This is a genomic window from Burkholderia sp. lig30 (assembly GCF_000687455.2).
In the GTDB taxonomy this organism is placed as follows: domain Bacteria; phylum Pseudomonadota; class Gammaproteobacteria; order Burkholderiales; family Burkholderiaceae; genus Burkholderia.
This window is the reverse complement of record NZ_JGVW01000012.1, coordinates 1-25,525: the sequence shown is the minus strand read 5'-3', so window position 1 is coordinate 25,525 and position 25,525 is coordinate 1. Positions and strand designations below refer to the sequence as shown.

Annotated in this window: 26 protein-coding genes; 13 read left to right on the top strand and 13 right to left on the bottom strand. The window is 68.3% G+C overall.

Features of this window, described 5'->3' with window-relative positions; translation table 11 throughout:
* A partial coding sequence (locus tag LIG30_RS26720; protein ID WP_200929620.1) for a hypothetical protein occupies positions 1-476 on the bottom strand: 476 nt, incomplete at its 3' end.
* Positions 477-1,153: 677 nt separating this feature from the next.
* Here LIG30_RS26720 and mdtD point away from each other — a divergent pair.
* On the top strand, positions 1,154-2,590 hold the full coding sequence (mdtD, locus tag LIG30_RS01040; protein WP_038708886.1) for a multidrug transporter subunit MdtD: 1,437 nt from the start codon (positions 1,154-1,156) through the stop codon (positions 2,588-2,590).
* A gap of 168 nt (positions 2,591-2,758) precedes the next feature.
* Entirely contained in the window at positions 2,759-4,033 is a 1,275-nt protein-coding gene (locus LIG30_RS01035) for an EAL domain-containing protein (RefSeq protein WP_038708884.1), read from the top strand.
* Between the two features lie 135 nt (positions 4,034-4,168).
* On the opposite strand, the gene LIG30_RS01030 is transcribed toward LIG30_RS01035, so the two are convergent.
* Positions 4,169-4,696, bottom strand: coding sequence for an Mpo1 family 2-hydroxy fatty acid dioxygenase (locus tag LIG30_RS01030; protein ID WP_038708883.1), 528 nt, complete (start codon positions 4,694-4,696; stop codon positions 4,169-4,171).
* 79 nt (positions 4,697-4,775) lie between these two features.
* Here LIG30_RS01030 and LIG30_RS01025 point away from each other — a divergent pair, with 79 nt between their 5' ends.
* The gene (locus LIG30_RS01025) at positions 4,776-5,483 is read left to right on the top strand and encodes a Crp/Fnr family transcriptional regulator (RefSeq protein ID WP_038708880.1); all 708 of its coding nucleotides are present in this window, start codon (positions 4,776-4,778) and stop codon (positions 5,481-5,483) included.
* Positions 5,484-5,559: 76 nt separating this feature from the next.
* Entirely contained in the window at positions 5,560-6,762 is a 1,203-nt protein-coding gene (gene chrA, locus LIG30_RS01020; protein ID WP_038708895.1) for a chromate efflux transporter, read from the top strand.
* Between the two features lie 101 nt (positions 6,763-6,863).
* On the opposite strand, the gene sodB is transcribed toward chrA, so the two are convergent.
* Both sodB and xseA read right to left on the bottom strand, forming a co-directional pair.
* Positions 6,864-7,442, bottom strand: a complete 579-nt coding sequence (gene sodB, locus LIG30_RS01015) for a superoxide dismutase [Fe] (RefSeq protein WP_038708879.1) — start codon at positions 7,440-7,442, stop codon at positions 6,864-6,866.
* Between the two features lie 259 nt (positions 7,443-7,701).
* Positions 7,702-9,084, bottom strand: a complete 1,383-nt coding sequence (gene xseA, locus LIG30_RS01010; RefSeq protein WP_038708893.1) for an exodeoxyribonuclease VII large subunit — start codon at positions 9,082-9,084, stop codon at positions 7,702-7,704.
* 450 nt (positions 9,085-9,534) lie between these two features.
* Between xseA and lpxK the strand changes: the two genes are divergently transcribed.
* The 5 genes from lpxK (at position 9,535) to LIG30_RS00985 (ending at position 13,263) form a co-directional block, all read left to right on the top strand.
* On the top strand, positions 9,535-10,563 hold the full coding sequence (lpxK, locus tag LIG30_RS01005; protein ID WP_038708877.1) for a tetraacyldisaccharide 4'-kinase: 1,029 nt from the start codon (positions 9,535-9,537) through the stop codon (positions 10,561-10,563).
* Positions 10,544-10,738, top strand: a complete 195-nt coding sequence (locus LIG30_RS01000) for a Trm112 family protein (protein ID WP_017333984.1) — start codon at positions 10,544-10,546, stop codon at positions 10,736-10,738. Before lpxK ends, LIG30_RS01000 begins: the two co-directional genes overlap by 20 nt.
* A 71-nt stretch (positions 10,739-10,809) precedes the next feature.
* A complete protein-coding gene (kdsB, locus tag LIG30_RS00995) occupies positions 10,810-11,601 on the top strand; it encodes a 3-deoxy-manno-octulosonate cytidylyltransferase (protein ID WP_038708875.1) in 792 nt (263 codons plus the stop codon).
* Positions 11,602-11,809: 208 nt separating this feature from the next.
* Positions 11,810-12,472 carry an adenylate kinase gene (gene adk / locus LIG30_RS00990; RefSeq protein WP_038708873.1) on the top strand — a complete coding sequence of 221 codons (663 nt, stop codon included), beginning with the start codon at positions 11,810-11,812 and terminating at the stop codon, positions 12,470-12,472.
* A gap of 158 nt (positions 12,473-12,630) precedes the next feature.
* A complete protein-coding gene (locus LIG30_RS00985) occupies positions 12,631-13,263 on the top strand; it encodes a histidine phosphatase family protein (RefSeq protein ID WP_038708890.1) in 633 nt (210 codons plus the stop codon).
* 31 nt (positions 13,264-13,294) lie between these two features.
* Here LIG30_RS00985 and LIG30_RS00980 read toward each other — a convergent pair whose 3' ends face one another.
* The 3 genes from LIG30_RS00980 to murJ are packed head-to-tail and all read right to left on the bottom strand — an operon-like array spanning position 13,295 to position 16,310.
* Positions 13,295-13,855 (bottom strand): DUF4337 domain-containing protein, encoded by a 561-nt coding sequence (locus LIG30_RS00980; RefSeq protein ID WP_038708871.1) that lies wholly within the window; start codon positions 13,853-13,855, stop codon positions 13,295-13,297.
* Positions 13,856-13,911: 56 nt separating this feature from the next.
* Positions 13,912-14,751, bottom strand: a complete 840-nt coding sequence (locus LIG30_RS00975) for a SirB1 family protein (protein WP_038708887.1) — start codon at positions 14,749-14,751, stop codon at positions 13,912-13,914.
* An 8-nt stretch (positions 14,752-14,759) separates the two neighbouring features.
* Positions 14,760-16,310 (bottom strand): murein biosynthesis integral membrane protein MurJ, encoded by a 1,551-nt coding sequence (gene murJ, locus LIG30_RS00970; RefSeq protein WP_038708870.1) that lies wholly within the window; start codon positions 16,308-16,310, stop codon positions 14,760-14,762.
* 290 nt (positions 16,311-16,600) lie between these two features.
* On the opposite strand from murJ, the gene rpsT reads away from it, so the two are divergent.
* Positions 16,601-16,873 carry a 30S ribosomal protein S20 gene (rpsT, locus tag LIG30_RS00965; protein WP_038708869.1) on the top strand — a complete coding sequence of 91 codons (273 nt, stop codon included), beginning with the start codon at positions 16,601-16,603 and terminating at the stop codon, positions 16,871-16,873.
* Positions 16,874-17,042: 169 nt separating this feature from the next.
* On the opposite strand, the gene LIG30_RS00960 is transcribed toward rpsT, so the two are convergent.
* On the bottom strand, positions 17,043-17,360 hold the full coding sequence (locus LIG30_RS00960) for a DUF3579 domain-containing protein (protein WP_038708867.1): 318 nt from the start codon (positions 17,358-17,360) through the stop codon (positions 17,043-17,045).
* Between the two features lie 405 nt (positions 17,361-17,765).
* Between LIG30_RS00960 and argF the strand changes: the two genes are divergently transcribed.
* Positions 17,766-18,695: an ornithine carbamoyltransferase gene (argF, locus tag LIG30_RS00955; protein ID WP_038708866.1), complete on the top strand. Its 930-nt coding sequence runs from the start codon at positions 17,766-17,768 to the stop codon at positions 18,693-18,695.
* A gap of 213 nt (positions 18,696-18,908) precedes the next feature.
* Here argF and murB read toward each other — a convergent pair whose 3' ends face one another.
* On the bottom strand, positions 18,909-19,952 hold the full coding sequence (murB, locus tag LIG30_RS00950; protein WP_152985954.1) for a UDP-N-acetylmuramate dehydrogenase: 1,044 nt from the start codon (positions 19,950-19,952) through the stop codon (positions 18,909-18,911).
* A 143-nt stretch (positions 19,953-20,095) separates the two neighbouring features.
* Here murB and LIG30_RS00945 point away from each other — a divergent pair, with 143 nt between their 5' ends.
* A complete protein-coding gene (locus LIG30_RS00945; protein WP_038708864.1) occupies positions 20,096-20,581 on the top strand; it encodes a YajQ family cyclic di-GMP-binding protein in 486 nt (161 codons plus the stop codon).
* A gap of 135 nt (positions 20,582-20,716) precedes the next feature.
* On the opposite strand, the gene plsY is transcribed toward LIG30_RS00945, so the two are convergent.
* Together plsY and ybaK are read right to left on the bottom strand one after the other, a co-directional pair.
* Positions 20,717-21,355, bottom strand: a complete 639-nt coding sequence (gene plsY, locus LIG30_RS00940) for a glycerol-3-phosphate 1-O-acyltransferase PlsY (RefSeq protein ID WP_038708862.1) — start codon at positions 21,353-21,355, stop codon at positions 20,717-20,719.
* A 116-nt stretch (positions 21,356-21,471) separates the two neighbouring features.
* On the bottom strand, positions 21,472-21,963 hold the full coding sequence (gene ybaK / locus LIG30_RS00935; protein ID WP_038708861.1) for a Cys-tRNA(Pro) deacylase: 492 nt from the start codon (positions 21,961-21,963) through the stop codon (positions 21,472-21,474).
* Between the two features lie 378 nt (positions 21,964-22,341).
* Between ybaK and LIG30_RS00930 the strand changes: the two genes are divergently transcribed.
* Complete coding sequence (locus tag LIG30_RS00930; RefSeq protein ID WP_038708858.1) at positions 22,342-23,904, top strand: class I adenylate-forming enzyme family protein; 1,563 nt, start codon at positions 22,342-22,344, stop codon at positions 23,902-23,904.
* A gap of 89 nt (positions 23,905-23,993) precedes the next feature.
* Here the strand turns inward: LIG30_RS00930 and xerD are convergent, their stop codons facing one another.
* Positions 23,994-24,935, bottom strand: coding sequence for a site-specific tyrosine recombinase XerD (gene xerD, locus LIG30_RS00925; RefSeq protein ID WP_038708857.1), 942 nt, complete (start codon positions 24,933-24,935; stop codon positions 23,994-23,996).
* Positions 24,932-25,402: a methylated-DNA--[protein]-cysteine S-methyltransferase gene (locus LIG30_RS00920; RefSeq protein WP_038708855.1), complete on the bottom strand. Its 471-nt coding sequence runs from the start codon at positions 25,400-25,402 to the stop codon at positions 24,932-24,934. Before LIG30_RS00920 ends, xerD begins: the two co-directional genes overlap by 4 nt.
* Between the last annotated feature and the right edge of the window lie 123 nt (positions 25,403-25,525).

Here is a 25,525-nt window from a genome sequence, read left to right as displayed (position 1 = left end):
GCGGCGGCAGCGGCAGCGGCAGCGGCGGTGGTCACGGCAGCGGTGGTCACGGCAGCGGTGGTCACGGCAACGGTGGCAGCGGCGGTAGCGGCGGTAGCGGCGGCAGCGGTGGTCACGGCAACGGTGGCAACGGTGGCAGCGGCGGCAACGGCGGTCACGGCAACGGTGGCAGCAGTGGTGGTCACGGCAACGGTGGCGGCAACGGTGGCAATGGCGGATCGGGCGGCGGCCATCGCTAGCGGATGACGCCGTTCGGCGTCAGAGCATTTCGAGCGCGCGTTCGCGACGGGACGGAGGAAGTACACGTCGAGCCGCGCGCTCGTCATCGCGATACGAACTTGAGTGCAGCGCGACTCCCGCACGTGCCGCGATGCGCGGGGTCTTCGAAGTCGTAAGCACGCCAGGCTGAGCCAGCACTCACATAGCGCGACGCGTTTCACCGCGACGCCCCGCAGACGCGCGACGTCGTCGCGCAACGCGGCAATCTCGTCCGCGCATCGGGCGGTAACTCTCCCGCTTCCATCTTGCCCTGTCCGAGCTTCGGAAGCGCCTCATCGTCCAGCAGAACACCCGCGATCATCGCGTCCGTCGTGCAGTCCTCGCCGCGAAAACGGCGCCGCGCACGACGACGATTGAATCGGATGTCGAAGCATCCGCATGACCACTTGGCAGCAACGCCGGCCGCGTGCGTTACGCGCCTGAAACATCCGATCCACCTTTACGGCATCGTAGCGGCCGCATCGAAAAGACCGCCCGCCCCGCCGAATCACACCAATCGACCATGCGAGCACGTCTCCGATCCGCTCGATCTCGAACAACGGCAGGCCGGAACGCATGCTCGCCCGCACTCGATTCATAAGGCATTCGAATCAATCATTCGAGCAACCCGGCATCGACGATATGCCGCATCGCCGGCGACACCATCTCTGCCACGAATGGCGGCGGGCATTTCACCCCAACCACGCACATCGCGCATGCATTGCTCCGGCATGCCGGTCTGACGGCCGCCGGCGCACCGTTGCCCGCGCGACCGACGGGCAACCGAAGGCCCGCACATCGCCCCCGTCCGCCGGAACGGGGCCGCATCTGCACGAGCGGGCGGCTTTCCCTACAATGTCGGCTGTCCTGCGTTCGCGCGCCGCCGCCCGCCTCCATGTTCCAACGTCCGCCTGCCGCCGCTCCCGGCGAAAAGAATCTCACCATCATGCTCTGGCTCGTCGCGACGGGCTTTTTCATGCAGACGCTCGACGCGACGATCGTCAACACCGCGCTGCCGTCGATGGCGGCGAGCCTCGGCGAATCACCGCTCAGGATGCAATCGGTCGTCATCGCGTATTCGCTGACGATGGCGGTGATGATCCCGGTGTCCGGCTGGCTCGCCGATACGCTCGGCACGCGGCGGGTGTTCTTCAGCGCGATCCTGATCTTCTCGCTAGGCTCGCTGCTGTGCGCGAATGCGCATACGCTGTCGCAGCTCGTCGCGTTCCGGGTGATTCAGGGCGTCGGCGGCGCGATGCTGCTGCCGGTGGGCCGCCTCGCGGTGCTGAGGACCTTTCCGGCGGAACGCTACCTGCCCGCGCTGTCATTCGTCGCAGTTCCCGGCCTGATCGGCCCGCTGATCGGGCCGACGCTCGGCGGCTGGCTCGTGAAGATCGCATCGTGGCACTGGATCTTCCTGATCAACGTGCCGGTCGGCGTCGCCGGCTGCATCGCGACGTTCTATTCGATGCCCGACGCGCGCAATCCGGCGGTCGGCCGCTTCGACCTCAGGGGCTACCTGCTGCTGACGACCGGCATGGTCGCGATCTCGCTGTCGCTCGACGGCCTCGCCGATCTCGGCATGCAGCACGCGGCCGTACTCGTGCTGCTGATCCTGAGCCTCGCGTGCTTCGTCGCATACGGGCTGTACGCGGTGCGCGCGACACAGCCGATCTTTTCGCTGGAACTGTTCCGGATCCACACGTTCAGCGTCGGCCTGCTCGGCAACCTGTTCGCGCGAATCGGCAGCGGCGCGATGCCGTACCTGATCCCGCTGCTGCTGCAGGTGAGCCTCGGCTACACCGCGTTCGAGGCCGGGCTGATGATGCTGCCCGTCGCGGCGGCCGGGATGTTCTCGAAACGCATCATCACGCATCTGATCGTGCGACACGGCTACCGGAAGGTGCTGCTCGGCAACACGATCATGGTCGGCGTGATGATGGCGAGCTTCGCGCTGATGAGCGACGCGATGCCGGTATGGCTCAAGGTCGCGCAACTCGCGCTGTTCGGCGGCTTCAACTCGATGCAGTTCACCGCGATGAACACGCTGACGCTGAAGGATCTCGGCACGGGCGGCGCGAGCAGCGGCAACAGCCTCTTCTCGCTCGTACAGATGCTGTCGATGAGCCTCGGCGTGACGGTCGCGGGCGCGCTGCTCGCCACCTTCACGGACATGATGCGCACCGTGACGCCGAGCCACACGCTGCCGGCATTTCATGCGACCTTCGTCTGTGTCGGGATCATCACGGCCGGCTCCGCGTGGATCTTCGCTCAGCTCGCGCCGGACATCCGCGGCACCGCGCGCAAGACCGACCCGTCCGAGCGCGCGTGACACGCGCCTGCCCCGGATCAGGGGACACACTCGCACATCGCGCACCATGGCGGTGCGGCCGCGCCGCCGCCGGCGCGTCAAAGGCTCGCCGGCGCGGGATCGCGGTTGTGCATGCTTCTTGCTCGCCTATTCTGTAGGTAAACTGGCAGCCCTTCTTCGGCCGACATCATGAGCATGATCGACATCGATCCCCCCGGCTTTCAGCCGCCCCGCCCCGTCGCCGGTGACGACGGCAACCGGCGCACCGTGCTGTACGGCGGCTACACCGTGTTCAGCGTGTTCCAGCCGGTGTTTTCCGTGTCGCACCGGCGCGCGATCGGCTATCACGCGTCGCTGCGCGCGCACGACGAGGAAGGACGCCAGGTGCCGTCGCACGAGGTATTCACCCAGGCCGCGCGGCGCGGCGACCTGCTCGAGCTCGGCCGGCTCGCGGAATCGCTTCACCTCGGCAATTTCCACGCGTTCGACAGTCACGACGAATGGCTCTTCCTGAGCCTGCATCCGGCCGCGCTGATGGATACCGTCTACGGCGACGCGCTGCTCGCGAACCTGAAGGCGCTCGGCCTGCCGCCGCAACGCGTGGTGCTCGAAGTGCCGGAACAGGCGGGCGGCGAGACGCCGCGCTACGCGGCGATCGTCGACGGCCTGCGCAAGGCCGGCTTCCTGATCGCGCTCGGCGGCTTCGGCGCGAAGCACTCGAACATCGACCGGGTCTGGCATCTGCACCCCGACATCGTCACGCTCGATCGCGGCATCCTCGCGCAGGCGAGCGAGCACTCGCACCTCGAACGCGTGCTGCCCGGGCTCGTGTCGCTGCTGCACGAATCCGGCCAGCTCGTGCTGATGGGCGGCCTGTCGACCGAGCGCGAAGCGTTGATCGCGCTCGAGTGCGATGTCGATTTCGTGCAGGGCACGTATTTCGCCGGGCCGAGCGTCGAGCCGGTGCAGCCGCAGGCCGCTGCCGGCTGCATGGACACGCTGTCCGCCACGCTGAGGCTGCGCGTCGCCGAGCGCGAGCGCAGCCAGGCCGAGCGCCTCGCGCCGTACGTCGCCGCGCTCGAACAGGCGAGCGCGAAGCTCAGCGCGGGCGAATCGCTCGACGACGTCGCCGCGACGGTGCTCGACCTGCCGGAGACCGCACGCTGCTTCCTGCTCGACGCGTCGGGCCGGCAGATCGGCGACAACGTGCTGCCGCACGGCAGCGCATCGCAGCGCGCGAAACGCTTCCGGCCGCTGCTGCATTCCGAAGGCGCGTGCTGGGAACGGCGCCCGTATTTCATCCACGCGATGCGTTCGCCCGGCCGCGTGCACCTGACGCCGCCCTACCTGTCGATCAACGAAGCGCACCTGTGCGTGACCGCGTCGATCGCAATGCCTGCCGCCGGCGGGATGCAGGTGCTGTGCGTCGACATCAACTGGGAAGCCGCCGCCCATCGCGACTGAGCAGGCGCATCGCGCGGCGAACGCCTGGCGGACGACCGGCCGGCGCACGCGCCAGCCCGACGATGCGCTGACGGCTTTGCGCCCGGCGAGCCCAAGCACGCCAGCGCGGAAAACGCGCATCTGCGCGGCATCGCATCAGACATGCGCGTCGCGCGCGCGGCCGCGCACCGGTCCGGCACGCTCGTCGATCGCGCGGCGCACGTCGCCGCGCAGCCCGGCGAAGAACGCAACCTCGGCGACGACGAACAGCGGCCCGACGATCAGACCGACGAGATCGTCGACGAAGGCCGGCTTGCGCCCCTCGAAGTAATGACCGACGAACTGCACGATCCAGCCGCAGACGAATGCGCCGGCGCCGATCGCGAGCCATTGCAGCGTCGGCAACGCGGCGACCGTCTGCCCGGCCCACAGCCCGAGCGCGAGCAGCACGGCCATCGCCGCGCCGAACCGCAGGTCGAGCCGGACATAGAAGACTGCGGAAGCCAGCGCCAGCAGCAACGCCGGCGACAGCGCGACACCTGCCGCGACACCAAGCGCGGGCCGCGACAGCAACGTCTCGACCGCGAACACGATCAACGGGATGCCGACGAGGTGCGTCGCGATATTGCGCGCGTCGCGGTGATAGGCAGCGTACTGCGCGAGATGATCCTCGAGCGTTTTCATGGCGTCTCCTCCGGTTGGGTTGCGCGCTATGATGCCTGTCACGCCGCCGAACCTCTGTCGGCTACCCGACATCGCGCCCATGCCCATGCCCCTCGCCCGCTACCTGCCGCAACTCGACGCGCAGCCGTGGTTCGCCGCGCTGCCGCAGCCGCTGCGCGCGCAGCTGCTGTCGCACGCCGCGCTGCGCCGGCTGCCGGCCGGGCACGCACTGTTCCGCCGCGGCGATCCGCCGTGCGGCCTGTACGCGGTGCTGAGCGGTTCCCTCACGATAGGTGCGGTGGACGAGCACGGCAAGGAGGCGCTCCTCACGGTGGCCGGGCCGGCGACCTGGTTCGGCGAGATCGCGCTGTTCGACGGCTTGCCGCGCACCCACGACGCGATCGCGCTCGAGGATACGCTGCTGCTGCACGTGCCGCAGGCGGCGCTGCTGGCCCTGCTCGACGCGGCACCGCATTACTGGCGCGATGTCGCGCTGCTGATGGCGCAGAAGCTGAGGCTCAGCTTCCTGACCGTGGAGGCGATCAGCGTGATGCCGGCCGCGCAGCGGCTCGCCGCGCGCCTGCTGATGATCGCCGACGGCTACGGCGGTGTCAGCGCGGGCAGCCTGCGGATACGGCTGTCGCAGGAAAAACTCGCGGCGATGCTGTCGGTCACGCGGCAGACCGCCAACCAGCTGCTGAAGTCGCTCGAAGCCGGCGGCGCCGTGCGGCTGCACGTCGGCGAAATCGAGATCGTCGACATCGATGCGCTGCGGCGCGCGAGCCGGCTGCCGGACGGCCCGCGCTGAACGCAGCATCGTCATACGCACGGCCGGCGTATTGCGCTATCGTGACGGCGTTTTCCACGCCGGCCGCGCCGCATTCGTGAACACCTCGACGCTCTCCTCCTCCCGCCGCTCCTGGCCCGTCTTCCTCGCGTTCCTGCGCCTCGGCGTGACGTCGTTCGGCGGGCCGATCGCGCATCTCGGCTATTTCCGCGACGAATTCGTCACGCGGCGCCGCTGGCTGTCGGAGCGCGGCTATGCGGATCTCGTCGGGCTGTGCCAGTTTCTCCCCGGCCCCGCGAGCAGCCAGGTCGGGATGGCGATCGGCCTGGCGCGCGCAGGCTACGCGGGCATGCTGGCCGCGTGGCTCGGCTTCACGCTGCCGTCCGCGCTGGCGATGATCCTGTTCGCGCTCGGCATCCAGGCATCGGGCCCGCCGCTCGCCGCGGGCGCGCTGCACGGCCTGAAGATCGTGTCGGTCGCGGTGATCGCGCAGGCTGTCTGGGGCATGGCGCGCAGCCTGTGTCCCGATGCGCGGCGCGTGACGATGATGGCCGCGGCCGCGTGCGTCGCGTTGTCGGTTCCGGCCGCATGGATGCAGATCGCCGTGATCGCGGCGGCAGGCATCGCGGGGCTGGCCGCGCTGCCGCAGCCGCCGCGCACCGCGCACGAGCCGCTGCCGATCGCCGTTTCGCGGCGCGCGGGCGCGCTCTGGCTCGCGGCATTCGCCGCGTTGCTCGCCGGGCTGCCGCTCGCCGCGTCGGCGCTGCACTCGACTGCGCTCGCGATGATCGACGCGTTCTTCCGCACCGGCGCGCTCGTGTTCGGCGGCGGGCACGTCGTGCTGCCGCTGCTGCAGGCCGCCGTCGTGTCGCCCGGCTGGGTCGGCGGCTCGACCTTCCTTGCCGGCTACGGCGCCGCGCAGGCGGTGCCCGGCCCGCTCTTCACGTTCGCGGCCTTTCTCGGCGCGTCGCTGCGCATCGCGCCGACGGGCTGGCTCGGCGGCGCCGTCGCGTTGCTGGCGATCTTCGCGCCGTCGTTCCTGCTGGTTGCCGGCACGGTGCCGTTCTGGGAACAGCTGCGCCGCAGCGCGCGGATGCAGGCGGCGCTCGCGGGCGTCAACGCGGCGGTGGTCGGGCTGCTGCTCGCCGCGCTGTATCAGCCGGTCTGGACCGGCACGATCCTGTCGCCGCGCGACTTCGGCGCGGCGCTCGTCGCGTTCGTCGCGCTGACCTTCTGGCGCGTGCCGCCGTGGACCGTCGTCATCGTCGCGAGCATCGCGGGCTGGCTCGCGGGAATCTGAGCGGCGCGCGAACCGGGAAAAGCACAAGCCCCGGTCCGTTTCCGGAGCCGGGGCTTGCAGGGTGCGCGGCGGCACGGGCCGCCGCGATGCGTGCGGATCGCTTACGCGAAGTTCTTCGCAGCGAAATCCCAGTTCACGATGTTCCAGAACGCCTCGACGAACTTCGGACGGGCGTTGCGGTAGTCGATGTAGTAAGCGTGTTCCCACACGTCGATCGTCAGGAGCGGCTTGTCGGCAGTCGTCAGCGGCGTCGCGGCGTTGCTCGTCGACACGATGTCGAGCGAACCGTCCGCCTTCTTCACGAGCCATGCCCAGCCCGAGCCGAACGTGCCGACCGCAGCCTTCGCGAATGCTTCCTTGAATGCGTCGTAGGAACCCCACTTCGCGTTGATCGCGTCACCGAGCGCGCCCGTCGGTGCGCCGCCGCCGTTCGGCGACAGGCTGTTCCAGAAGAACGTGTGGTTCCAGATTTGCGCGGCGTTGTTGAAGATGCCGCCCGACGACTTCTTCACGATCTCTTCCAGCGACAGGTTTTCGAATTCCGTGCCGGGGATCAGGTTGTTCAGGTTCGTCACATAGGTCTGATGATGCTTGCCGTAGTGATACTGAATCGTTTCTTGCGAGATGTGCGGTGCAAGCGCGTCTTCAGCGTACGGGAGCGGCGGGAGCGTATGAGCCATGGCGATTCCTTCGTAGGGTATGTAGGGAGGCGGTTTTGATTGCTGCCGAGCGTCCGATTGTAGGCGAGGACGAATAACCCCGCAAACTCGCGGGCCATTCATCCGCGGCATGCGGAAAATCGACGCTGCCGCGGCGGACAGGGCTGCGCGCCGACCTTCGGACACACGGATGGACCGTGCTGGCACCGCGATCGTTCCCGTCGCCGCGGCACGCGCATCGCCCGCTTTCGCGAAACGCGCGCGCCGCTTGCGCGCCGTGTCAGAAGGTATCCGACAGGCGCGGCTGCACGTCAGCGAGCGACACGTCCGCGGAGCCCTCGGCGAGATGCACGGTCAGGCGGCGCTGCGGCTTCAGTGCGCTCGGCGCGCGCACCGCGCGGCCCGTCTGCGCGTCGATCAGCGCCGCATAGCCCCGCTCCAGCGTGCGTTGCGGGCTCAGCACCTCGAGCCGCGCCGCGCATGCCGCGACACGCGCCGTGTCGCGTTCGTGACGGCGCTGCTGCGCGATCGAAAGCCGCTGCGACAGCGCAACAAGCGTCTGGCGCGCATGGGTCGGGTCCGGCCGCGCGCGCTGCCAGCGCAATTGCGCGAGCGCGAAGCGGGCGCGCGCGTCGCGCAGCGGCCGCGCGGCCGCCGACGCGAGCCGCACCGCGAGCTGCTCGACGTGCGTGCGCTGGCGCTGCAGCCGCTCGGCCGGGCTGACGAGACGGCGCGCGAGCCAGTCGAGCTGCTGCGCGCGCTGTTCGAGCACGCGGCGCATCCCGCGCGCGAGCGCCCCTTGCCGCTCGCCGACCTCGCGCAGCAGCAGCGCACGCTGCGGGCTCGCGAGCTCGGCCGCGCCGGTGGGCGTCGGCGCGCGCACGTCGGCCGCGAAATCGGCGATCGTGAAATCGGTCTCGTGCCCGACGCCGCTCACGACGGGCAATTCGCTCGCGGCGATCGCGCGCGCGAGCGCCTCGTCGTTGAACGACCACAGATCCTCGATCGAGCCGCCGCCGCGACACACGAGCAGCACGTCGACCTCGCGGCGCGCGTTCGCGGTCTCGATCGCCGCCGTGAGCTTCTCGGCGGCGCCCGCGCCCTGCACCGGCGCCGGATAGACGACCACCGGCACGTGCGGCGCGCGGCGCGCGAGCGTCGTCAGCACGTCGCGCAGCGCGGCGGCCTGCAGCGACGTGACGATGCCGATCGCGCGCGGGTGCGCGGGCAGCGGCCGCTTGCGCTCGGGCGCGAACAGCCCCTCGGCCTCGAGCTGCGCCTTCAGCCGCAGGAACGCCTCGTAGAGCCGCCCCTGGCCGGTGCGCCGGATCGCCTCGACATTGAGCTGAAGCTCGCCGCGCGGCTCGTACATCGTGACGACGGCGCGCACCTCGATCTTGTCGCCTTCGCGCGGCGTGAACTCGGCGTATTGCGCGCGGCCGCGGAACATCACGCAACGCATCTGCGCCTGCGCGTCCTTGATCGAGAAATACCAGTGGCCGCTCGCGGCGCGCGTGAAATTCGATACTTCGCCGGCAACCCACAGCAGCGGAAACGACCGCTCGAGCATCGTGGAGATCGCGCGGTTGAGCACCGAAACGGGAATCACGTCGTCGCCGCTGCGCATCGCGCCCGGCACGGCAAAGGAGGAATCGGAAGGCATGGACTGTCGGATGATTGCACGCGGCCACACGATAGTCCGGCCGGCGCGCGCCGTCCAGCGCCGCCACGCCGCATTGCACAACGCGAAAAATGTCCACATCTCGCGGCGATTCTGCACAAACCCGCAAAAAACGCCGGAAAAATCCAGACAATTAGTTACAAGCCGTTGATTTTCATGGAGTTTTAACCTGAATGGAATGATTCTCATCCGATTGAAAGCCCACCCGGCGGGCGTTTGCGCGAACCGGAGAGGCGCTTTTTCACAGAGTTATCCACAGATGCGCAATCGCCTGCAGAATCGGCGGCATTCCCGCGAATCGCTTGCGGGGCGGGCTTGCCGCGCGCTAGAGTGCCGCCTTGCCCGGCACCCGCGGCTTGCGCCGCAGCATGGAGAAACCGCCTTGACGAACCCGACTCACGCCACGACGCCGAGCGCGTCGCCCGCCGCACGATGAGCGCGCCGAACGGCCTGCTCACGCGCCTCGAAACCCGCCTGACCCGTGAATGGCAGCGACGCGGCGCCCTCGCGTGGGCGCTCACGCCGCTCGCGTGCGTGTTCGGCGCGTGCGCGGCGCTGCGTCGCGCCGCCTACGCGCACGGCTGGAAGCAGTCGGTCGACGTCGGCGTGCCGGTGATCGTGGTCGGCAACGTGACGGTCGGCGGCACCGGCAAGACGCCGACCGTGATCGCGCTCGTCGAGGCGCTGCGCGCGGCCGGCTTCACGCCGGGCGTCGTGTCGCGCGGCTACGGCGCGAAAATCGACGCGCCGACGGCCGTCACGCCGGCCTCGCGCGCGAGCGACGCGGGCGACGAGCCGCTGCTGATCGCGCGGCGCACCCGCGCGCCCGTCTGGGTGTGCCCGGACCGGGTCGCGGCGGCCCGCGCGCTGCGCGGCGCGCATCCCGGCGTCGACGTGATCGTCAGCGACGACGGGCTCCAGCATTACCGCCTCGCGCGCACGGTCGAGCTGGTGGTGTTCGACCACCGGCTCGGCGGCAACGGCTTCCTGCTGCCGGCGGGGCCGCTACGCGAGCCGCTGTCGCGCCGTCGCGACGCGACGCTCGTCAACGATCCGTACAGCGGCGCGCTGCCGCCGTGGCCCGACACGTTCGCGCTCGCGCTCGCGCCTGGCGACGCATGGCATCTCGACGCCCCCGCGCGGCGGCGCCCGCTCGCGCAGTTCGGCGGCGAGCGCGTGCTGGCGGCGGCCGGCATCGGTGCGCCGGAACGCTTCTTTGCGACGCTGCGCGCGGCGGGCCTCGCGCCCGCGACCCGCGCACTGCCCGATCACTACGCGTTCGCGCGCAATCCGTTCGTCGACGATCAGGCCGACGCGATCCTGATCACCGAGAAGGATGCAGTAAAATTGGGGGCTTCCTGGCGCGATGCTCGAATCTGGGTCGTCCCGGTCGAAGCCGCGCTCGATCCTCGCCTCATTGCCCTCGTTGTGGAGAAACTCCGTGGACGCTCGCCTGCTTGAAATCCTTGTGTGCCCTGTTTGCAAAGGCCCGCTCCACTATGACCGCGCCGCGCAGGAGCTGATCTGCAACGCGGACAAGCTCGCCTATCCGATCCGCGACGGCATTCCCGTGATGCTCGTCGACGAAGCGCGCCAGACCGTCGAAGGCACGCCGGTCGACCCGGCCGGCCGCTGAATCCGGCGCAGGCCGTCTCGTGGGCGCCTCGCTCGGCCGCCCGCCGCTTCCCTCACACGATCTTGCTTCAGATGACCCACCCCCAGCCCTTCATCGCCGTCGTTCCGGCCCGGCTCGCGTCGACCCGGCTTCCCAACAAGCCGCTCGCCGACCTGGGCGGCAAGCCGATGGTGGTGCGCGTCGCCGAGCGGGCGCGCGAGGCGGGCGCGCAGCAGGTGCTCGTCGCATCCGACGCGCAGAGCGTGCTGGACGCCGCGCGCGAACACGGCTTCGAGGCCGTGCTCACGCGTGCCGACCACCCGTCCGGCACCGACCGGCTCGCCGAGGTCGCCGCGCATTTCGGCTGGAGCGACGACACGGTCGTCGTCAACGTGCAGGGCGACGAGCCGCTGATCGACCCCGCGCTGGTGTGCGACGTTGCGTCGCACCTCGCGGCCCATCCGGCGTGCGCGATCGCCACGGCCGCGCACCCGATCGACACGGCGGCCGACGTGTTCAACCCGAACGTCGTGAAGGTCGCGCTCGACGCGCAGGGCGTCGCGCTGTACTTCTCGCGCGCGCCGATTCCGTGGAGCCGCGACGCGTACCAGCCGCACTGGCCGGATGTCGCGGCGATGCCCGCGCCCGCCTTTCCGGTCTACCGGCACATCGGCCTGTACGCTTACCGCGCGCGTTTCCTGCGGACCTATCCGTCGCTCACGCAGGCGCCGATCGAGCAGGCCGAGCAGCTCGAGCAGCTGCGCGCGATGTGGCACGGCGAGCGCATCGCGGTCCTCGTCACAGCCCGCGCGCCGGCTGCCGGCGTCGATACGCCGGACGATCTCGCACGGGTGCGGGCCCTTTTTCGGCCGGATTCAAAATAACCCATGGCATAATCAAGCGATTGTGCGAGCCGTCTGCAACCTGCGTGCCCTCGCTTGACCCCGCCCGCAGCCCCGCCGGCAGCCGCGCGTCGCTTTGTCGACGCGTCGCGTCAGACCGACCGGCCGCGCGCCCGGCAAGCCGCCACGCATGCCGTTGTCGACATTTTTTGCCGCCGCACCACAAATTTACATACTTGGAGATATCACCATGCGTTTGATCCTGTTAGGCGCGCCCGGCGCGGGCAAAGGCACCCAGGCAAACTTCATCAAGGAAAAATTCGGCATTCCGCAAATCTCGACGGGCGACATGCTGCGCGCGGCCGTGAAGGCCGGCACGCCGCTCGGCGTCGAGGCGAAGGGCTACATGGATGAAGGCAAGCTCGTGCCGGATTCGCTGATCATCGGCCTCGTCAAGGAGCGCCTGAAGGAAGCGGACTGCGCGAACGGCTACCTGTTCGACGGCTTCCCGCGCACGATCGCGCAGGCCGATGCGATGAAGGACGCCGGCGTCGCGATCGACTACGTGCTCGAAATCGACGTGCCGTTCTCGGAGATCGTCGAGCGCATGAGCGGCCGCCGCACGCACCCGGCATCGGGCCGCACCTATCACGTCAAGTTCAACCCGCCGAAGGTCGACGGCAAGGACGACGTGACGGGCGAGCCGCTGATCCAGCGCGACGACGACAAGGAAGAAACGGTCCTGAAGCGCCTCGAAGTGTACGAAGCGCAGACGAAGCCGCTCATCACCTATTACGGCGACTGGGCGACCCGTGGCGAGGAAAACGGCCTGAAGGCGCCGGCCTACCGGAAGATCGCCGGCCTCGGCGCGGTCGACGAAATTCGCGACCGCGCGTTCGACGCGCTGAAGTAAGCGCCGCGTCCCGCCGCCAGAAACCGCCCGTCCCGGGCGGTTTTTTTTCGGTTCGCCGCGGATCACCGGGGAACGCGGCCAACGGCCGGTTCGAATGCCGCCCTGGCACGTCCCGTTGCCCGCCGGTCAAACCGGCGGTCCTCTTGATCATGCATGAGATGAAAAGCCCCCCACTCCTGTCGCCGCTCGTCGCAGCTTCGCTGGCCGCGATGACCGCCCTGGCCTCGACGCAGGTTCGGGCCGCCGACGAACAGATCGAAACGATCGTCATGGTGCGGCATGGCGAGAAGCCGGCCGAAGGACTCGGTCAACTCACGTGCGAGGGATTGAACAGGGCGCTCGCGCTACCCCGCGTGATCGAAGCGAAGTACGGCCGGCCCGACGTCATTTTCGCCCCCGATCCGGCCCGGCAGAAAAACGACCGGGGCGTGAATTACGATTACGTGCGCCCGCTGGCGACGATCGAGCCGACCGCCGTTTACTTCGGCCTTCCCGTCAACGCATCGATCGGATTCGCGGACATCGACGGCTTGCGCGCGGCCCTGCTCGCTCCCGCCTACCGGCAAAGCCGCATCGTCGTCGCGTGGGAGCATTCGGTCATCGAGGCGCTTGCGCGCCGGATCGTCGGGGACTACGGCGGCGATCCCGCCGACGTCCGGCGGTGGCCGAGCGACGATTTCGACAGCATCTACGTGCTGCGCATCATGCGCCGCGGGAGCGACGCATCGGCCGTGCTGAGCGTCGAACGGGAAAACCTCGACAATCGCCCGAAGACTTGCCCGGGCGATTAGACGGCACAGCCTGTCAGCGCGCCGGAAGGGCTTACAGGTGCAGAAAGCCCGAGGCCGCCAGCCCGAGGCCGCCCAACCCCGCGAGCCCCGCCAACACGAACAGCTTGCGGCTGCCCGTCAGCGACGTCACGGCGGCCAGCGAGATGGCCACGCTGATGAGCGCGAGAGCCTGTCCGAACATGTGTTGCGGATGCTGGCTGCGCTCCGACCGACGGCTCGCCTCTTCGACCTGCTGCTCCAGTTGACGCGCCTTTGCGGCCGTCTCCTTCTTTCGCGTTTCGTACTTGCCGATCTCGTCGCGGTAATGCGCCTGCTTGTCGGGCGCGGCCGTTTCCGCGGCGATTTCCATCAGATGACTCTTGTTGGACTGCGCCTGATAGTAGTTCCATTGATCGCTCGCCTTGCTCTGCAGCAGCACGGCGTCGTTCTTGTAGATCAGGGCCTGAGTCTGAAGGACGCCCTCCTCGTAATGAAGCAGGCCGGAGAGGGCAGCCAGTATTGCCGTGAAGACGGCGACCCAACGCGACAACTGATCGCCGGAGTGGGCTGCGTGTTCGACAGCGTGATCGTGCGGGGCGTGTTCGTGCGACATGAATCGATCGAGGTAACGGTTGAATGATCCGGTGTGGACGTGGCTCGGCGCGCGGCTCACTCGTCGCCGCGCTGCATCCGTTGCCGCAACTCGGCCAGCTGCGCCTCGACGACTGCGGCATCCGCCGAGTCCGGCCGCTCGCCGAGATACTGCTCGAGATCCTCGAGCGCGGGCCGCAGGTAGTCGAGCCGCGCATACGCGAAGCCGCGATCGCGCACTTCGTCGAGCTGCCCCGGCAGCAGGATCACGAGCCGCTGCTGCACCGCGAGCAGCCGCTGCCAGCGTTCCGTCTGCAGATAGACCGACTTCAGGTTGCGCAGCATCCTCGCAATGATCTCGCGGCTCATCGCCGGCTGCAGCAGCGCGCGCAACGCGCTGCTGACCGCGCCGCCCGCGCGCTCGACGTACGGCTCGAGCATCTCGACCATCTCGCCCTCCGACAACGAATGGCCATTGGTCGGATCGATGATCACGTCGCCGTCGGGCAGCGTGACGCGCAGCAGGAAATGTCCCGGGAACGACACGCCGCGCGTCGGCAGGTCGATCTGCTCGCTCAGCTCCAGGTACAGCACCGCCAGCGAGATCGGAATGCCGCGCCGGCGTTTCAGCACGACGTTCAGGTGGCTGTTGTCGGGGTCGTAATAATCGTTGTGATTGCAGGCGAAGCCCAGTTCGCGGAAGAAGAAGTCGTTCAGCGCGGTGATCTTGCCCTTCAGGTCCGCGTCGGCGGGCAGCCGCTTGCGCAGCCTGACGCCAAGCGCGTCCAGCTCGGCCAGCGTGCCCTGCAGATCGAGATCCGGATAGGCGTCCTGCGCGAGCGACAACGCAGTCTCGGTAAGGGGCAGGCTTTCGTCTTCCGCCACGAGCGAACTGAAATAGTCGAGGACGCGGGTCATTGCGGTCGTCACTTGGCACGCCTTCTGAAGTATGCGTATTTGAAGCCCATCACCCACAACATACCGAAATATAGTGCAGCGAACAGCACCAGGCACGCGGCCATCAGCGCGATGCGCGCGAGCGGCTGCGCGCGCAGCCCGGTCCAGTCGAAGCTGATCGCGAACCAGTGCATCGTGCCGGCGAGCACGAGCGACGCGCCGATGAGCTGCGCGAAAAAGCGCGGCCACCCCGGCGACGGCTCGTAGATGCCGCGCCGCCGCAAGCCGACGAACAGCAGCAGCGAATTCAGGCAGGCGCCCACGCCGATGCTGAGCGTCAGGCCCGCATGGCCGATCAGCGGCACGAACACGTAGTTCGACAACTGCGTGACGACCAGCACGCCGATCGCGATCTTCACCGGCGTCTTGATGTCCTGCTTCGCATAGAAGCCCGGGGCGAGGATCTTGATCAGGATGATGCCGACGAGCCCGATCCCGTAGGTGGCAAGCGCGCGGGCGACCATCGTGACCGTGTGCGCGTCGAACTTGCCGTAGTTGAAGAGCGTCGCCGTCAGCGGCGCGGCGAAGAAGAACAGCGCGAGCGCGCTCGGGGCGGCGAGCAGGAACGTCACGCGCAGCCCCCAGTCGAGGAGCGCCGAATACTCGGTCGCGTCGGCGTCGACGTGCGCCTTCGACAGGCTCGGCAACAGGATCGTGCCGAGCGCGACGCCGAGCAGCGCCGTCGGGAATTCCATCAGGCGATCGGCGTAATTGATCCACGACACCGCGCCCTGCCCGAGCCGCGACGCGATGTTGGTGTTGATGATCAGGGAAAGCTGCGCGACGGAGACGGCGAACGTCGCCGGCACCATCTTGGCGAGCACCCGCTTGACGCCCGGATGGCGCAGCGCCCGCACCGGATTGAGGCCGATCAGCGGCACCATGTCGATCTTCTTCAGCCCCGGCAGCTGGACCGCGAACTGCAGCACGCCGCCGGCGATCACCGCCCATGCGAGCGCGAACACCGGCACCTTGAGGTGCGGCGCGACGAACACGGCCGAGACGATGAACGCCACGTTGAGCAGCACCGGCGCGAACGCGGGCAGCGAGAAGCTCTTGTACGTGTTCAGCACGCCCGACGCGAGCGTCGTGAGCGAGATGAACACGATGTAGGGAAACATGATGCGCGTCATCGTGACGGCGAGCGGGAACGCCTGGCCGTCGGTGCGCAGGCCGGACGCGACCGCGAACACGACCCACGACGCGCCGGCGATCCCCGCGACCGACATCACGGCGAGCACCCACGCGAGCACGGTCGACATCGCGTCGACGAGCGCCTTCGTCGCATCGTGCCCCTGCTGGTTCTTGAACTCGGCGAGAATCGGCACGAATGCCTGCGAGAACGCGCCTTCCGCGGACAAGCGGCGCAGCAGGTTCGGGATGCGGAATGCGACGTAGAACGCGTCGGTGTATTGGCTGGCGCCGAACGCACGCGCGATCAGCGTCTCGCGGGCCAGGCCGGTCACGCGCGACAGCAGCGTGAAGCCGCTGACCGTCAGCAGGGCTCGGAATAGATTCATGGGGCGCTTATTATACGGACGATACGCGCCCAGGCACGGCGGGACGGCGAAAAGCGCGCGCACATATCCGCAACCATCGCCGAGCTTGCCACGCTCTTGATTTTGTTGCTATAATTATCGGTTTCTGAGCTTGTTACATGCGCGGCACCTGCCGCTCCCATGTCTCGACCTCGGTTAAAACCAACGTTTTTTATGCGCTCCTGGGCAATCGCTCTCAGGAGTCGGATCGAAAAGCAGCGCTTGGCCGTCAGGCTCCAAGCTCTGGAAACAGGACAGGATAAGGAACCGTCATGGCTAACTCCGCACAAGCACGCAAGCGCGCCCGCCAGGCTGCGAAGGCAAACTCGCACAACTCGGCGCTGCGCTCGAAATTCCGTACCGCAATCAAGGCCGTTCGCAAGGCTGTCGACGCCGGCGACAAGGAAAAGGCTGCCGAGCTGTTCAAGATCGCAACGAAGACGATCGACACGATCGCCGACAAGAAGATCGTTCACAAGAACAAGGCTGCTCGCAACAAGAGCCGCCTCGCCGCAGCCGTCAAGGGCCTGCAGGCAGCAGCGTAAATCCGGTGTGCCCGCGTCAAGCGGGCGCTCCTGTTTCCTGCGATCGACAAAAAGCCCGCATCTGCGGGCTTTTTGTTTTGGCCGCGTGCCACACGGCACGGGCCATCGTCGATGCAGGGATGCCGGCCGCGACGGGCGCGCCCTCGGTCCGGCACTCGCGCCTTCGGCGTTACTTCTTGCCGTAGTCCGGCAGCTCGCACGCCTCGGTCACGACGAGGTTGTTGTCTTTTGCGAAATTCATCACGAAGTCGAAGGCCATCGGCTCGATGTCGCGCAAACGGGAATCGAGGATCACGCACTTCGTGTCGCCCAGCAGCGTGGGCCGCACGTACAGGGAATACTGGAGGCGCGCATTCGGCCCGCTCGCACCCGGCCCGAAACAGGACATCACACCGGCCAAGCGCTCCGACCAATCGCTCGGCCGAAACTTTTTCCCGTTTTTCGTGATGCCCTGAATGAAATATTCGGTCGAGGGAGTTTCAGCCATGAGGGTACCCAGGTAACGCCCAGCAGTCCGCAGGCGAAACTGCCTGGACACGCGAACACAAAATAGCGGAAAGCGGCGCCGCGACGCCCGCAAACGGGCGCGCCGGCGCGATTTGCCCGGTGCGCCGCACCGGAATTGTGCATCGCACCGCTTGTGTCCGGCAGACCGGGCATGATGCTTGCCTGCCGGGCTTGAGAAAACGGGGGGAATTATACCGCAGCGCGCCATGACGCGTCGTCTCGAGCCCCTCTCCGGCCCCCGATGGCGCGGCGCGGGCCACCCACGGGCCGTCAGCCCGGCTCGTCAAAGCGCCGAAAATCCTTTATGCTGGCCCGAGTTGCCACACATCCGACGGCGCGGCGCCGGCCGGCCTTCGCGCCGGGCGAGTCCGCCGTATTTCGTTTCATGACCGCCAAAACCATTCGTCACTACCTGCAGTTCAAGGATTTCTCGCTGGAAGACTACGAGTACGTGCTCGAACGCACGGGTATCCTGAAGCGCAAATTCAAGAACTACGAGACCTACCACCCGCTGCACGACCGCACGCTCGCGATGATCTTCGAGAAAAGCTCGACGCGCACGCGCCTGTCGTTCGAGGCCGGCATCTTCCAGCTCGGCGGCCATGCCGTGTTCATGAGCACGCGCGACACGCAGCTCGGCCGCGGCGAGCCCGTCGAGGATTCCGCGCAGGTGATCTCGCGGATGGTCGACATCATCATGATCCGCACGTTCGAGCAGGAGATCATCCAGCGCTTCGCGGAAAATTCCCGCGTGCCGGTGATCAATGGCCTGACCAACGAATTCCACCCGTGCCAGGTGCTCGCCGACATCTTCACGTACTACGAGCATCGCGGCCCGATCCGCGGCAAGACGGTCGCGTGGGTCGGCGACGCGAACAACATGCTGTATACGTGGATCCAGGCCGCGCAGATCCTCGGCTTCAAGCTGCGCCTGTCGACGCCGCCCGGCTATGCGCTCGACATGACGCTCGTCGCGCCGGAAAGCGCGCCGTTCTACGAAGTCTTCGACGATCCGAACGAAGCGTGCAAGGGCGCGGATCTCGTCACCACCGACGTGTGGACGAGCATGGGCTTCGAGGCGGAGAACGAGGCGCGCATGGCGGCGTTCGCCGACTGGTGCGTCGACGGCGAGATGATGGGCCATGCGAACCCCGACGCGCTGTTCATGCACTGCCTGCCCGCGCACCGCGGCGAGGAAGTCACGGCCGACGTGATTGACGGGCCGCAGAGCGTCGTGTGGGACGAAGCGGAAAACCGCCTGCACGTGCAGAAGGCGCTGATGGAGTTCCTGCTGCTCGGCCGGCTGAAGCACTGACGCACAGGCGTGACCCCGAGCGCCGGTCGTCGACCGGCGCTTTTTCTTTCCTGTCTCCCATCCGCGGCAAATCAGCGCACCGCCGACGGCACCCCATCAAACGGCCTTTCAGGCCCACGCACGGTTGTGCGGCGCAGCATGACGCGTGCCGGCGATGCCGGCGCGTTGTTTCCGCACGCGACGCGCGCGCCGCGCGGCGAAGTCAGCCGCGCGTCACACGAACAGCGGCTCCGGTTCCAGCTCGACGCCGAAGCGCTCGCGCACGTCATGCTGGATCGCCTGCGCGAGCGCGAGGATTTCGCCGCCCGTCGCGCCGCCGCGATTGACGAGCACGAGCGCCTGCCGGTCGTGCACCGCGGCCGCGCCGAGCGCGCGCCCTTTCCAGCCGCAGCGGTCGATCAACCAGCCAGCTGCGAGCTTCACCCCGCCATCCGGCTGCGGATACGACACGATGTCCGGTACCCGCGCGCGCAGCGCGTCGAACTGGGCGGCATCGATCACCGGGTTTTTGAAGAAACTGCCGGCGTTGCCGAGCGCAAGCGGGTCGGGCAGCTTCGCGCGGCGAATCGCGACCACCGCGTCGAACACGTCGCGCGGCGTCGCCCCCGCCTGCGCGATACCGCGCGCGTCCAGCTCGCGCGCGACATCCGCATAGCCGAGCCGCGGCGTCCAGCGCTTCGGCAGGCGGAACGTCACCGAGACGATCGCGAACCGCGCGCGGCCTTCCCGCTTGAAGAAGCTGTCGCGATAGCCGAACCCGCAGCGCGCGGCGTCGAAGCGCTCGCTGCGGCCCGTCGCCAGCTCGACCGCGACGAGCGAATCGAAATACGTCTTCATCTCGAGGCCGTACGCACCGATGTTCTGGATCGGCGCCGCGCCGACCGTGCCCGGGATCAGCGCCAGGTTCTCGAGGCCCGCCATTCCCTGATCGAGCGTCCAGGCAACGAACGCATGCCAGTTCTCGCCACCGCCCGCCTCCACGTACCACGCGTCGTCGTCCTCGCGCACCACGCGGCGGCCGGCGATCTCGTCGAGCAGCACGACGCCGTCGAAATCGCGCGTGAAGACGACATTGCTGCCGCCGCCGAGCACCAGAAGCGGCAGGTTCGCAATGCGCGGATCGCGGTGAAGGGCCTCGAATTGCGCCGCGCACGTGACGCGCGCGGCTGCGCGCGCGTTCACGTCGAACCCGAAGGTGTTGTGCGCGCGCAGCGGGAAATCGGGAACCAGCGGCAGGGAGAAATCGGCTTCGGACATCGGCAATCGCGGTAGCGCCCGCCCCGCGGCACGCGGCCGGCCTTGGGCAAACGAGGGGGCATCGGTAAAATGGCGAACAGTCCGCAATTATAGCGAGTGGCCGCGCGCGAGCCGGCAGCCGCCCGTTTTACCTGGAGAATGCCATGCCATCGTTCGACGTCGTTTCCGAAGCGAACATGATTGAAGTGAAGAACGCCATCGAGCAGTCGAACAAGGAAATTTCGACGCGCTTCGATTTCAAGGGCTCCGACGCGCGCGTCGAGCAGAAGGAACGCGAGCTGACGCTGTTCGCCGACGACGATTTCAAGCTCGATCAAGTCAAGGACGTGCTGATCGGCAAGATGGCCAAGCGCAACGTCGACGTGCGCTTCCTCGATTACGGCAAAGTCGAGAAAATCGGCGGCGACAAGGTCAAGCAGGTCGTGACGGTCAAGAAGGGCGTGACCGGCGATCTCGCGAAAAAGATCGTGCGCCTCGTCAAGGACAGCAAGATCAAGGTGCAGGCGAGCATCCAGGGCGACGCGGTGCGCGTGTCGGGCACGAAGCGCGACGACCTGCAAAGCGTGATCGCGATGCTGCGCAAGGACGTGACCGACACTCCGCTCGACTTCAACAACTTCCGCGACTGACCGATCTCGCGACACGCGGCCGGGCCGTGCGCCCGGCGCGTCCACCCGACTCGTCCGTCTGGCGAGCCGATAGGGTGCGTCCGTCAGGCGCACCCGTGCATTCGTCAGCCTCCCGCTGACCGGCGCTCGCCGTCGTCAGGCGTGCCCGCCGTTCGGCGTCTGGCCGTTCCCGCCCGCCTTCTTCTTCTCGCCGATCCGGCTCTCCTGCCCCGCCAGCAGCTTCGAAATGTTGCCGCGATGACGCCATACGAGCAGCACGCTCATCGCGAGCACGGCCCACGCGACCGGATTGTGGTGCGTGCCGAACAGGAACACGTCGAAGATCGGCGCGAACACGGCCGCGACCAGCGCGGCGAGCGACGAATAGCGGAAGAAGAACGCGACGATCAGCCAGGTGAGCGCGGTCGCGAGGCCCAGCACCGGCGCCAGCGCGAGCAGCACGCCGGCCGCGGTCGCGACGCCCTTGCCGCCCTGGAAGCGGAAGAACACCGGATACAGATGGCCGAGGAACACCGCGATCGCGGCCCATGCGACGGCCGTGTCGCCGAGGCCGAAGCGGCGGACGAGCCAGACGGCGAGCCAGCCCTTGAACGCGTCGCCGACGAGCGTCAGGATCGCGGCCTTCTTGTTGCCGCTGCGCAGCACGTTGGTGGCGCCGGGATTCTTCGAACCGTACGAGCGGGGATCGGCGAGACCCATCGCGCCACTGACGACGACGGCGAACGACACCGAGCCGATCAGGTAGGCGGCGAGGGTAGCGAGCAGAATCTGCATGCGAAGGACTCTTCTTTCAACGTATGGATGGAGCGGACGGCCGCGCGGCGTCGGGCGGCCTCCGAAGCGGCGCTCATTCTACCGAAGCCGCGCGGCCTGCAACGAGGGTGAAACCCTCATTCGACGCTCGCGCATTGCACCGGCTTCGCGCCGAGCAGCGTCGTCAGCACGCCAGGCGCGAGGCTGACGAGATAGCCGCGGCGGCCGCCGTTCAGGTAGATCGCCGGCAATTCGAGGATCGTCGACTCGACATAGACGGGCATCGCCTTGCGGGTGCCGAACGGCGACGTGCCGCCGACCAGGTAGCCCGAATGGCGGTTCGCGACGTCCGGCTTGCACGGCTCGACGCGTTTCGCGCCGATCTGCCGCGCGAGATTCTTCGTCGATACCGTGCGGTCGCCGTGCATCAGCACGATCAGCGGCTTTGCGTGCTCGTCTTCCATCACGAGCGTCTTGACGACGACATGCTCGTCGACGCCGAGCTGACGCGCGGATTCGCCGGTGCCGCCATGCTCGACGTAGTCGTACGGGTGCTCGTCGAACGCGACGCCATGGCGGCGCAGCAGCTGGGTGGCGGGCGTTTCGGACACGTGTCTGGATTTGCTCATGGCGGCATTTTAATGGCGAACGGCGACAGGCGGCCGGATCGCGGCGCGGATGCGACGTGCGGTCGAACGCGCGTGCGACGCCGACGCGCGGAATGCGTCGCGCGCATGACGAAGCGCAAGGCGCGACGAACGGCCGCGCGCCGATGCACGCAACTCACTCCTCGTATCGGTATACTCGCCGCCCGTTTGTCATGCGGCACGCGGCGAAGCGAGTTAAAAAACGAGCCACACCGGGCTGCCGACGTGCCGATCATGACGCGAATCGTGATGCGCTATTGGCCGAACGGCCGATTGTGGCGCGCGCCGCACCGTGGCACGATCCTTCGACAACCTCGGGCCGCCACGTGCCGGCGCCCGGCCAGACTCTCAGGAAACGCCATGACCTCGTCCCTCCGCCCCTCTGCCGCGCTCGACGTCGACGCGCTGCTGGCCGCCCTGCCCGAGCGCATCGCCGACGTCCCCGCATACTGGGCCGCACGCACGCCGGATCGCCCGGCGCTGATCGAAGACGCGCGCAGCCTGTCGTATCAGGCGCTCGCGCAGGCCGTCGACGCGGCCGCCGCGCACCTCGCCGCGTGCGGCGTGCGCGGCGGCGACCGCGTGATGATCGTCGCGGAAAACAGCGTCGCGCAGATCGTGCTGCTGTTCGCGGCGGCCCGCATCGACGCATGGGCACTCGTCTCGAACGCACGGCTGTCGGCCGCCGAACTCGACGCGATCGCCGCGCATGCGCGCCCGAAACTGATCGCATTCGCCGACGAAACCTCGCCCGATGCCCGCTCGCATGCGGCGCGCCACGACGCGGCGCGCGCGCCTTCGCTCGCGATCGACATCGGCGCGTGGTCGTGCCGCGTCGACGCCGATGCGCCCGGCGAGCCGGTCGCCGCCGGCGGCCGCGCGCAATGCGCGGCGCTGATCTACACGACCGGCACGACCGGCACGCCCAAGGGCGTGATGCTGTCGCATCGCAACCTGCTGTTTACGGCGGCGGCGTCGAGCGCGCTGCGGCGCGTGACGCCCGACGACGTCGTCTACACGGTGCTGCCGGTGTCGCATGTCTACGGGCTCGCGTCGGTGTGCCTCGGCAGCCTGTACGCGGGCGCGACCCTGCGGCTCGCGACGCGCTTCCAGCCGGAAGCCGTGCGCGTCGCGCTTGCCGAAGAAGGCGTGTCGATCTTCCAGGGCGTGCCCGCGATGCACGTGAAGCTGCTCGAGCACCTTCACGCACATGGCCACGCGTGGCACGCGCCGCGCCTGCGGTTCGCGTATTCAGGCGGCTCGCCGCTCGACGCCGACCTGAAGGCGCGCGTCGAACGCACCTACGGCGTGCCGCTGCACAACGGCTACGGCATGACGGAAAGCAGCCCCACGATCACGCAGACGCCGCTCGACGCGCCGCGCGACGACTGCTCGGTCGGCATGCCGATCCCCGGCGTCGAGATGCGCATCGTCGGGCTGGACGGACGCGACGTGCCGCAAGGCGAGGTCGGCGAGATCCAGGTGCGCGGGCCGAACGTGATGCTCGGCTATTACCGCAACCCCGACGCGACGCGCGACGCGATGACGCCCGACGGCTGGCTCAAGACCGGCGATCTCGCACGGCAAGGCGCCGATGGCGCGGTGACGATCGCCGGACGCAGCAAGGAGCTGATCATCCGCTCCGGCTTCAACGTCTACCCGGTCGAGGTCGAACAGGTGCTGAACGCGCATCCGGAGGTCCTGCAGGCGGCCGTCGTCGGCCGGCCGGTCGAAGGCAACGAGGAAGTGCTCGCGTTCGTCGAGCTCACGCCCGGCGCGACGGCGACCGAAGCGGCACTGCACGACTGGTGCGCGGCGCGGCTCGTGCCGTACAAGCGGCCCGCGCGCATCGTCGCGCTCGATGCGCTGCCGGCCGCATCGACCGGCAAGGTGCTCAAGCACAAGCTGCGCGGGCTGGCCTGACCGCGGGCGGCGCGGCGCCTGCCGTCGCGCGCCGCCCGCGCCGGGCCGAGCGCGCCAGCTTCAGGCGCCGCGCAGATCAACGAAATGCACTAACCGCGCGGGTGATGCTCCGCATGCAGCGACTTCAGGCGCTCGCGTGCGACATGGGTGTAGATCTGCGTCGTCGAGATGTCGCTGTGGCCGAGCAGCAGCTGCACGACGCGCAAATCGGCGCCGTGGTTCAGCAGATGCGTCGCGAACGCGTGGCGCAGCGTGTGCGGCGACAAGTGCGCGCGCACGTCCGCGTGCTGCGCGTGGCGCTTGATGATGTTCCAGAACTGCTGGCGCGTCATGCCGTCGCCGCGCGCGGTCACGAACAGCGCGTCGGCCACGCGCGCGCCCAGCAGCACCGGCCGCGCGTCGCGCAGATAGCGCTCGATCCAGCCGTGCGCGACTTCGCCGAACGGCACCAGCCGTTCCTTCGAGCCCTTGCCCATCACGCGCACGACGCCTTCGTTGAGGCCGACCTCGACGGTCTTGAGCGTCACCAGCTCGCTCACGCGCAAGCCGCTCGCATACATCAGCTCGAGCATCGTGCGGTCGCGCAGGCCGAGCGGCGTGCCGACGTCGGGCGCGCCGAGCAGCGCCTCGACCTGCGCTTCGGACAGCGTCGACGGAACGCGTGTCGCGCGCTTCGCGGACGCGATGCGCAGGGTCGGATCGGCTGCGACGCGATGCTCGCGCATCGCCCAGCCGTAGTAGCGCCGGAATACCGACAGGCGCCGGTTCGACGAGGTCGCCTCGCCATCGCTGCGGGCGGCAATGTAGCCCGTCAGCATCGCTTCATCGGCGCCATCGAGCGGCGTGTCGTGGTTGCGCGCGAGCCATTGCGAAAACAGCACCAGATCGCAGCGGTACGCGTCGAGCGTATTGCGCGCGAGGCCGTGCTCGAGCCACAGCGCATCGCAGAACACGTCGATCGACGCGCGGCTCGCGGCCAGCACCGGGGAAGCATCCGCCGCGGCGTCCGCGGAAAGCAAGGTGTCGCTCATCGGTACGGCACGCCCTCGTGCGCGAGCAGCCAGCGCTTCACTTTGAGGAAGTAGCCGTCGTCGTCGTGGTTCGCGAAGCCGCCGATGCCGCCCGACGCGACGACGCGATGGCACGGGATCACGAGCGGGAAATAGTTTGCGCCGCACGCCTGGCCGACCGCGCGCGGCGCGCTGCCGACCGCTTTCGCCACCTGGCCGTAGGTCAGCACGACACCGGGCGGGATGTCACAAATCGCGTCCCACACGCGGTGCTGGAACGCAGTGCCGACATCCGCGAGCGGCAGGTCGAACGTAGCCGCGGCGGACTCGAAATAGCGTTCGATCTGCTGCGCGGCGCGCTTCGCGAGCGGTGTATCCGGATCGACGCTTCGTACCGACTCGGGCAGATAGACGATCTCCCGCACCACCGACGCGTCCGCGCGGATGCCGACCTTGCCGAACGGCGCGTCGATCACTGCATTGAACATTGCTGTATCTCCAGTCCCATGCAAAGCTGAAAAAACCGCGGGCGGCACGCCCCCCGCGAACCGACACTCTACGCCGCCTTCACACCGCCCGCAGCGCCCACTCGACATGCTCGCGCACGAGCG

Coding starts and splice junctions, on each gene's coding strand:
- LIG30_RS00920 (WP_038708855.1), bottom strand. CDS start 25,402: ATGTTCAATGCAGTGATCGACGCGCCGTTCGGCAAGGTCGGCATCCGC.
- LIG30_RS00930 (WP_038708858.1), top strand. CDS start 22,342: ATGACCTCGTCCCTCCGCCCCTCTGCCGCGCTCGACGTCGACGCGCTG.
- LIG30_RS00980 (WP_038708871.1), bottom strand. CDS start 13,855: ATGTCGCACGAACACGCCCCGCACGATCACGCTGTCGAACACGCAGCC.
- LIG30_RS01030 (WP_038708883.1), bottom strand. CDS start 4,696: ATGAAAACGCTCGAGGATCATCTCGCGCAGTACGCTGCCTATCACCGC.
- murB (WP_152985954.1), bottom strand. CDS start 19,952: ATGTCCGAAGCCGATTTCTCCCTGCCGCTGGTTCCCGATTTCCCGCTG.
- LIG30_RS01025 (WP_038708880.1), top strand. CDS start 4,776: ATGCCCATGCCCCTCGCCCGCTACCTGCCGCAACTCGACGCGCAGCCG.
- LIG30_RS00985 (WP_038708890.1), top strand. CDS start 12,631: ATGAAAAGCCCCCCACTCCTGTCGCCGCTCGTCGCAGCTTCGCTGGCC.
- murJ (WP_038708870.1), bottom strand. CDS start 16,310: ATGAATCTATTCCGAGCCCTGCTGACGGTCAGCGGCTTCACGCTGCTG.
- xerD (WP_038708857.1), bottom strand. CDS start 24,935: ATGAGCGACACCTTGCTTTCCGCGGACGCCGCGGCGGATGCTTCCCCG.
- adk (WP_038708873.1), top strand. CDS start 11,810: ATGCGTTTGATCCTGTTAGGCGCGCCCGGCGCGGGCAAAGGCACCCAG.
- argF (WP_038708866.1), top strand. CDS start 17,766: ATGACCGCCAAAACCATTCGTCACTACCTGCAGTTCAAGGATTTCTCG.
- ybaK (WP_038708861.1), bottom strand. CDS start 21,963: ATGAGCAAATCCAGACACGTGTCCGAAACGCCCGCCACCCAGCTGCTG.
- plsY (WP_038708862.1), bottom strand. CDS start 21,355: ATGCAGATTCTGCTCGCTACCCTCGCCGCCTACCTGATCGGCTCGGTG.
- xseA (WP_038708893.1), bottom strand. CDS start 9,084: ATGCCTTCCGATTCCTCCTTTGCCGTGCCGGGCGCGATGCGCAGCGGC.
- LIG30_RS00945 (WP_038708864.1), top strand. CDS start 20,096: ATGCCATCGTTCGACGTCGTTTCCGAAGCGAACATGATTGAAGTGAAG.
- kdsB (WP_038708875.1), top strand. CDS start 10,810: ATGACCCACCCCCAGCCCTTCATCGCCGTCGTTCCGGCCCGGCTCGCG.
- lpxK (WP_038708877.1), top strand. CDS start 9,535: ATGAGCGCGCCGAACGGCCTGCTCACGCGCCTCGAAACCCGCCTGACC.
- LIG30_RS00975 (WP_038708887.1), bottom strand. CDS start 14,751: ATGACCCGCGTCCTCGACTATTTCAGTTCGCTCGTGGCGGAAGACGAA.
- LIG30_RS01035 (WP_038708884.1), top strand. CDS start 2,759: ATGAGCATGATCGACATCGATCCCCCCGGCTTTCAGCCGCCCCGCCCC.
- sodB (WP_038708879.1), bottom strand. CDS start 7,442: ATGGCTCATACGCTCCCGCCGCTCCCGTACGCTGAAGACGCGCTTGCA.
- mdtD (WP_038708886.1), top strand. CDS start 1,154: ATGTTCCAACGTCCGCCTGCCGCCGCTCCCGGCGAAAAGAATCTCACC.
- LIG30_RS00960 (WP_038708867.1), bottom strand. CDS start 17,360: ATGGCTGAAACTCCCTCGACCGAATATTTCATTCAGGGCATCACGAAA.
- rpsT (WP_038708869.1), top strand. CDS start 16,601: ATGGCTAACTCCGCACAAGCACGCAAGCGCGCCCGCCAGGCTGCGAAG.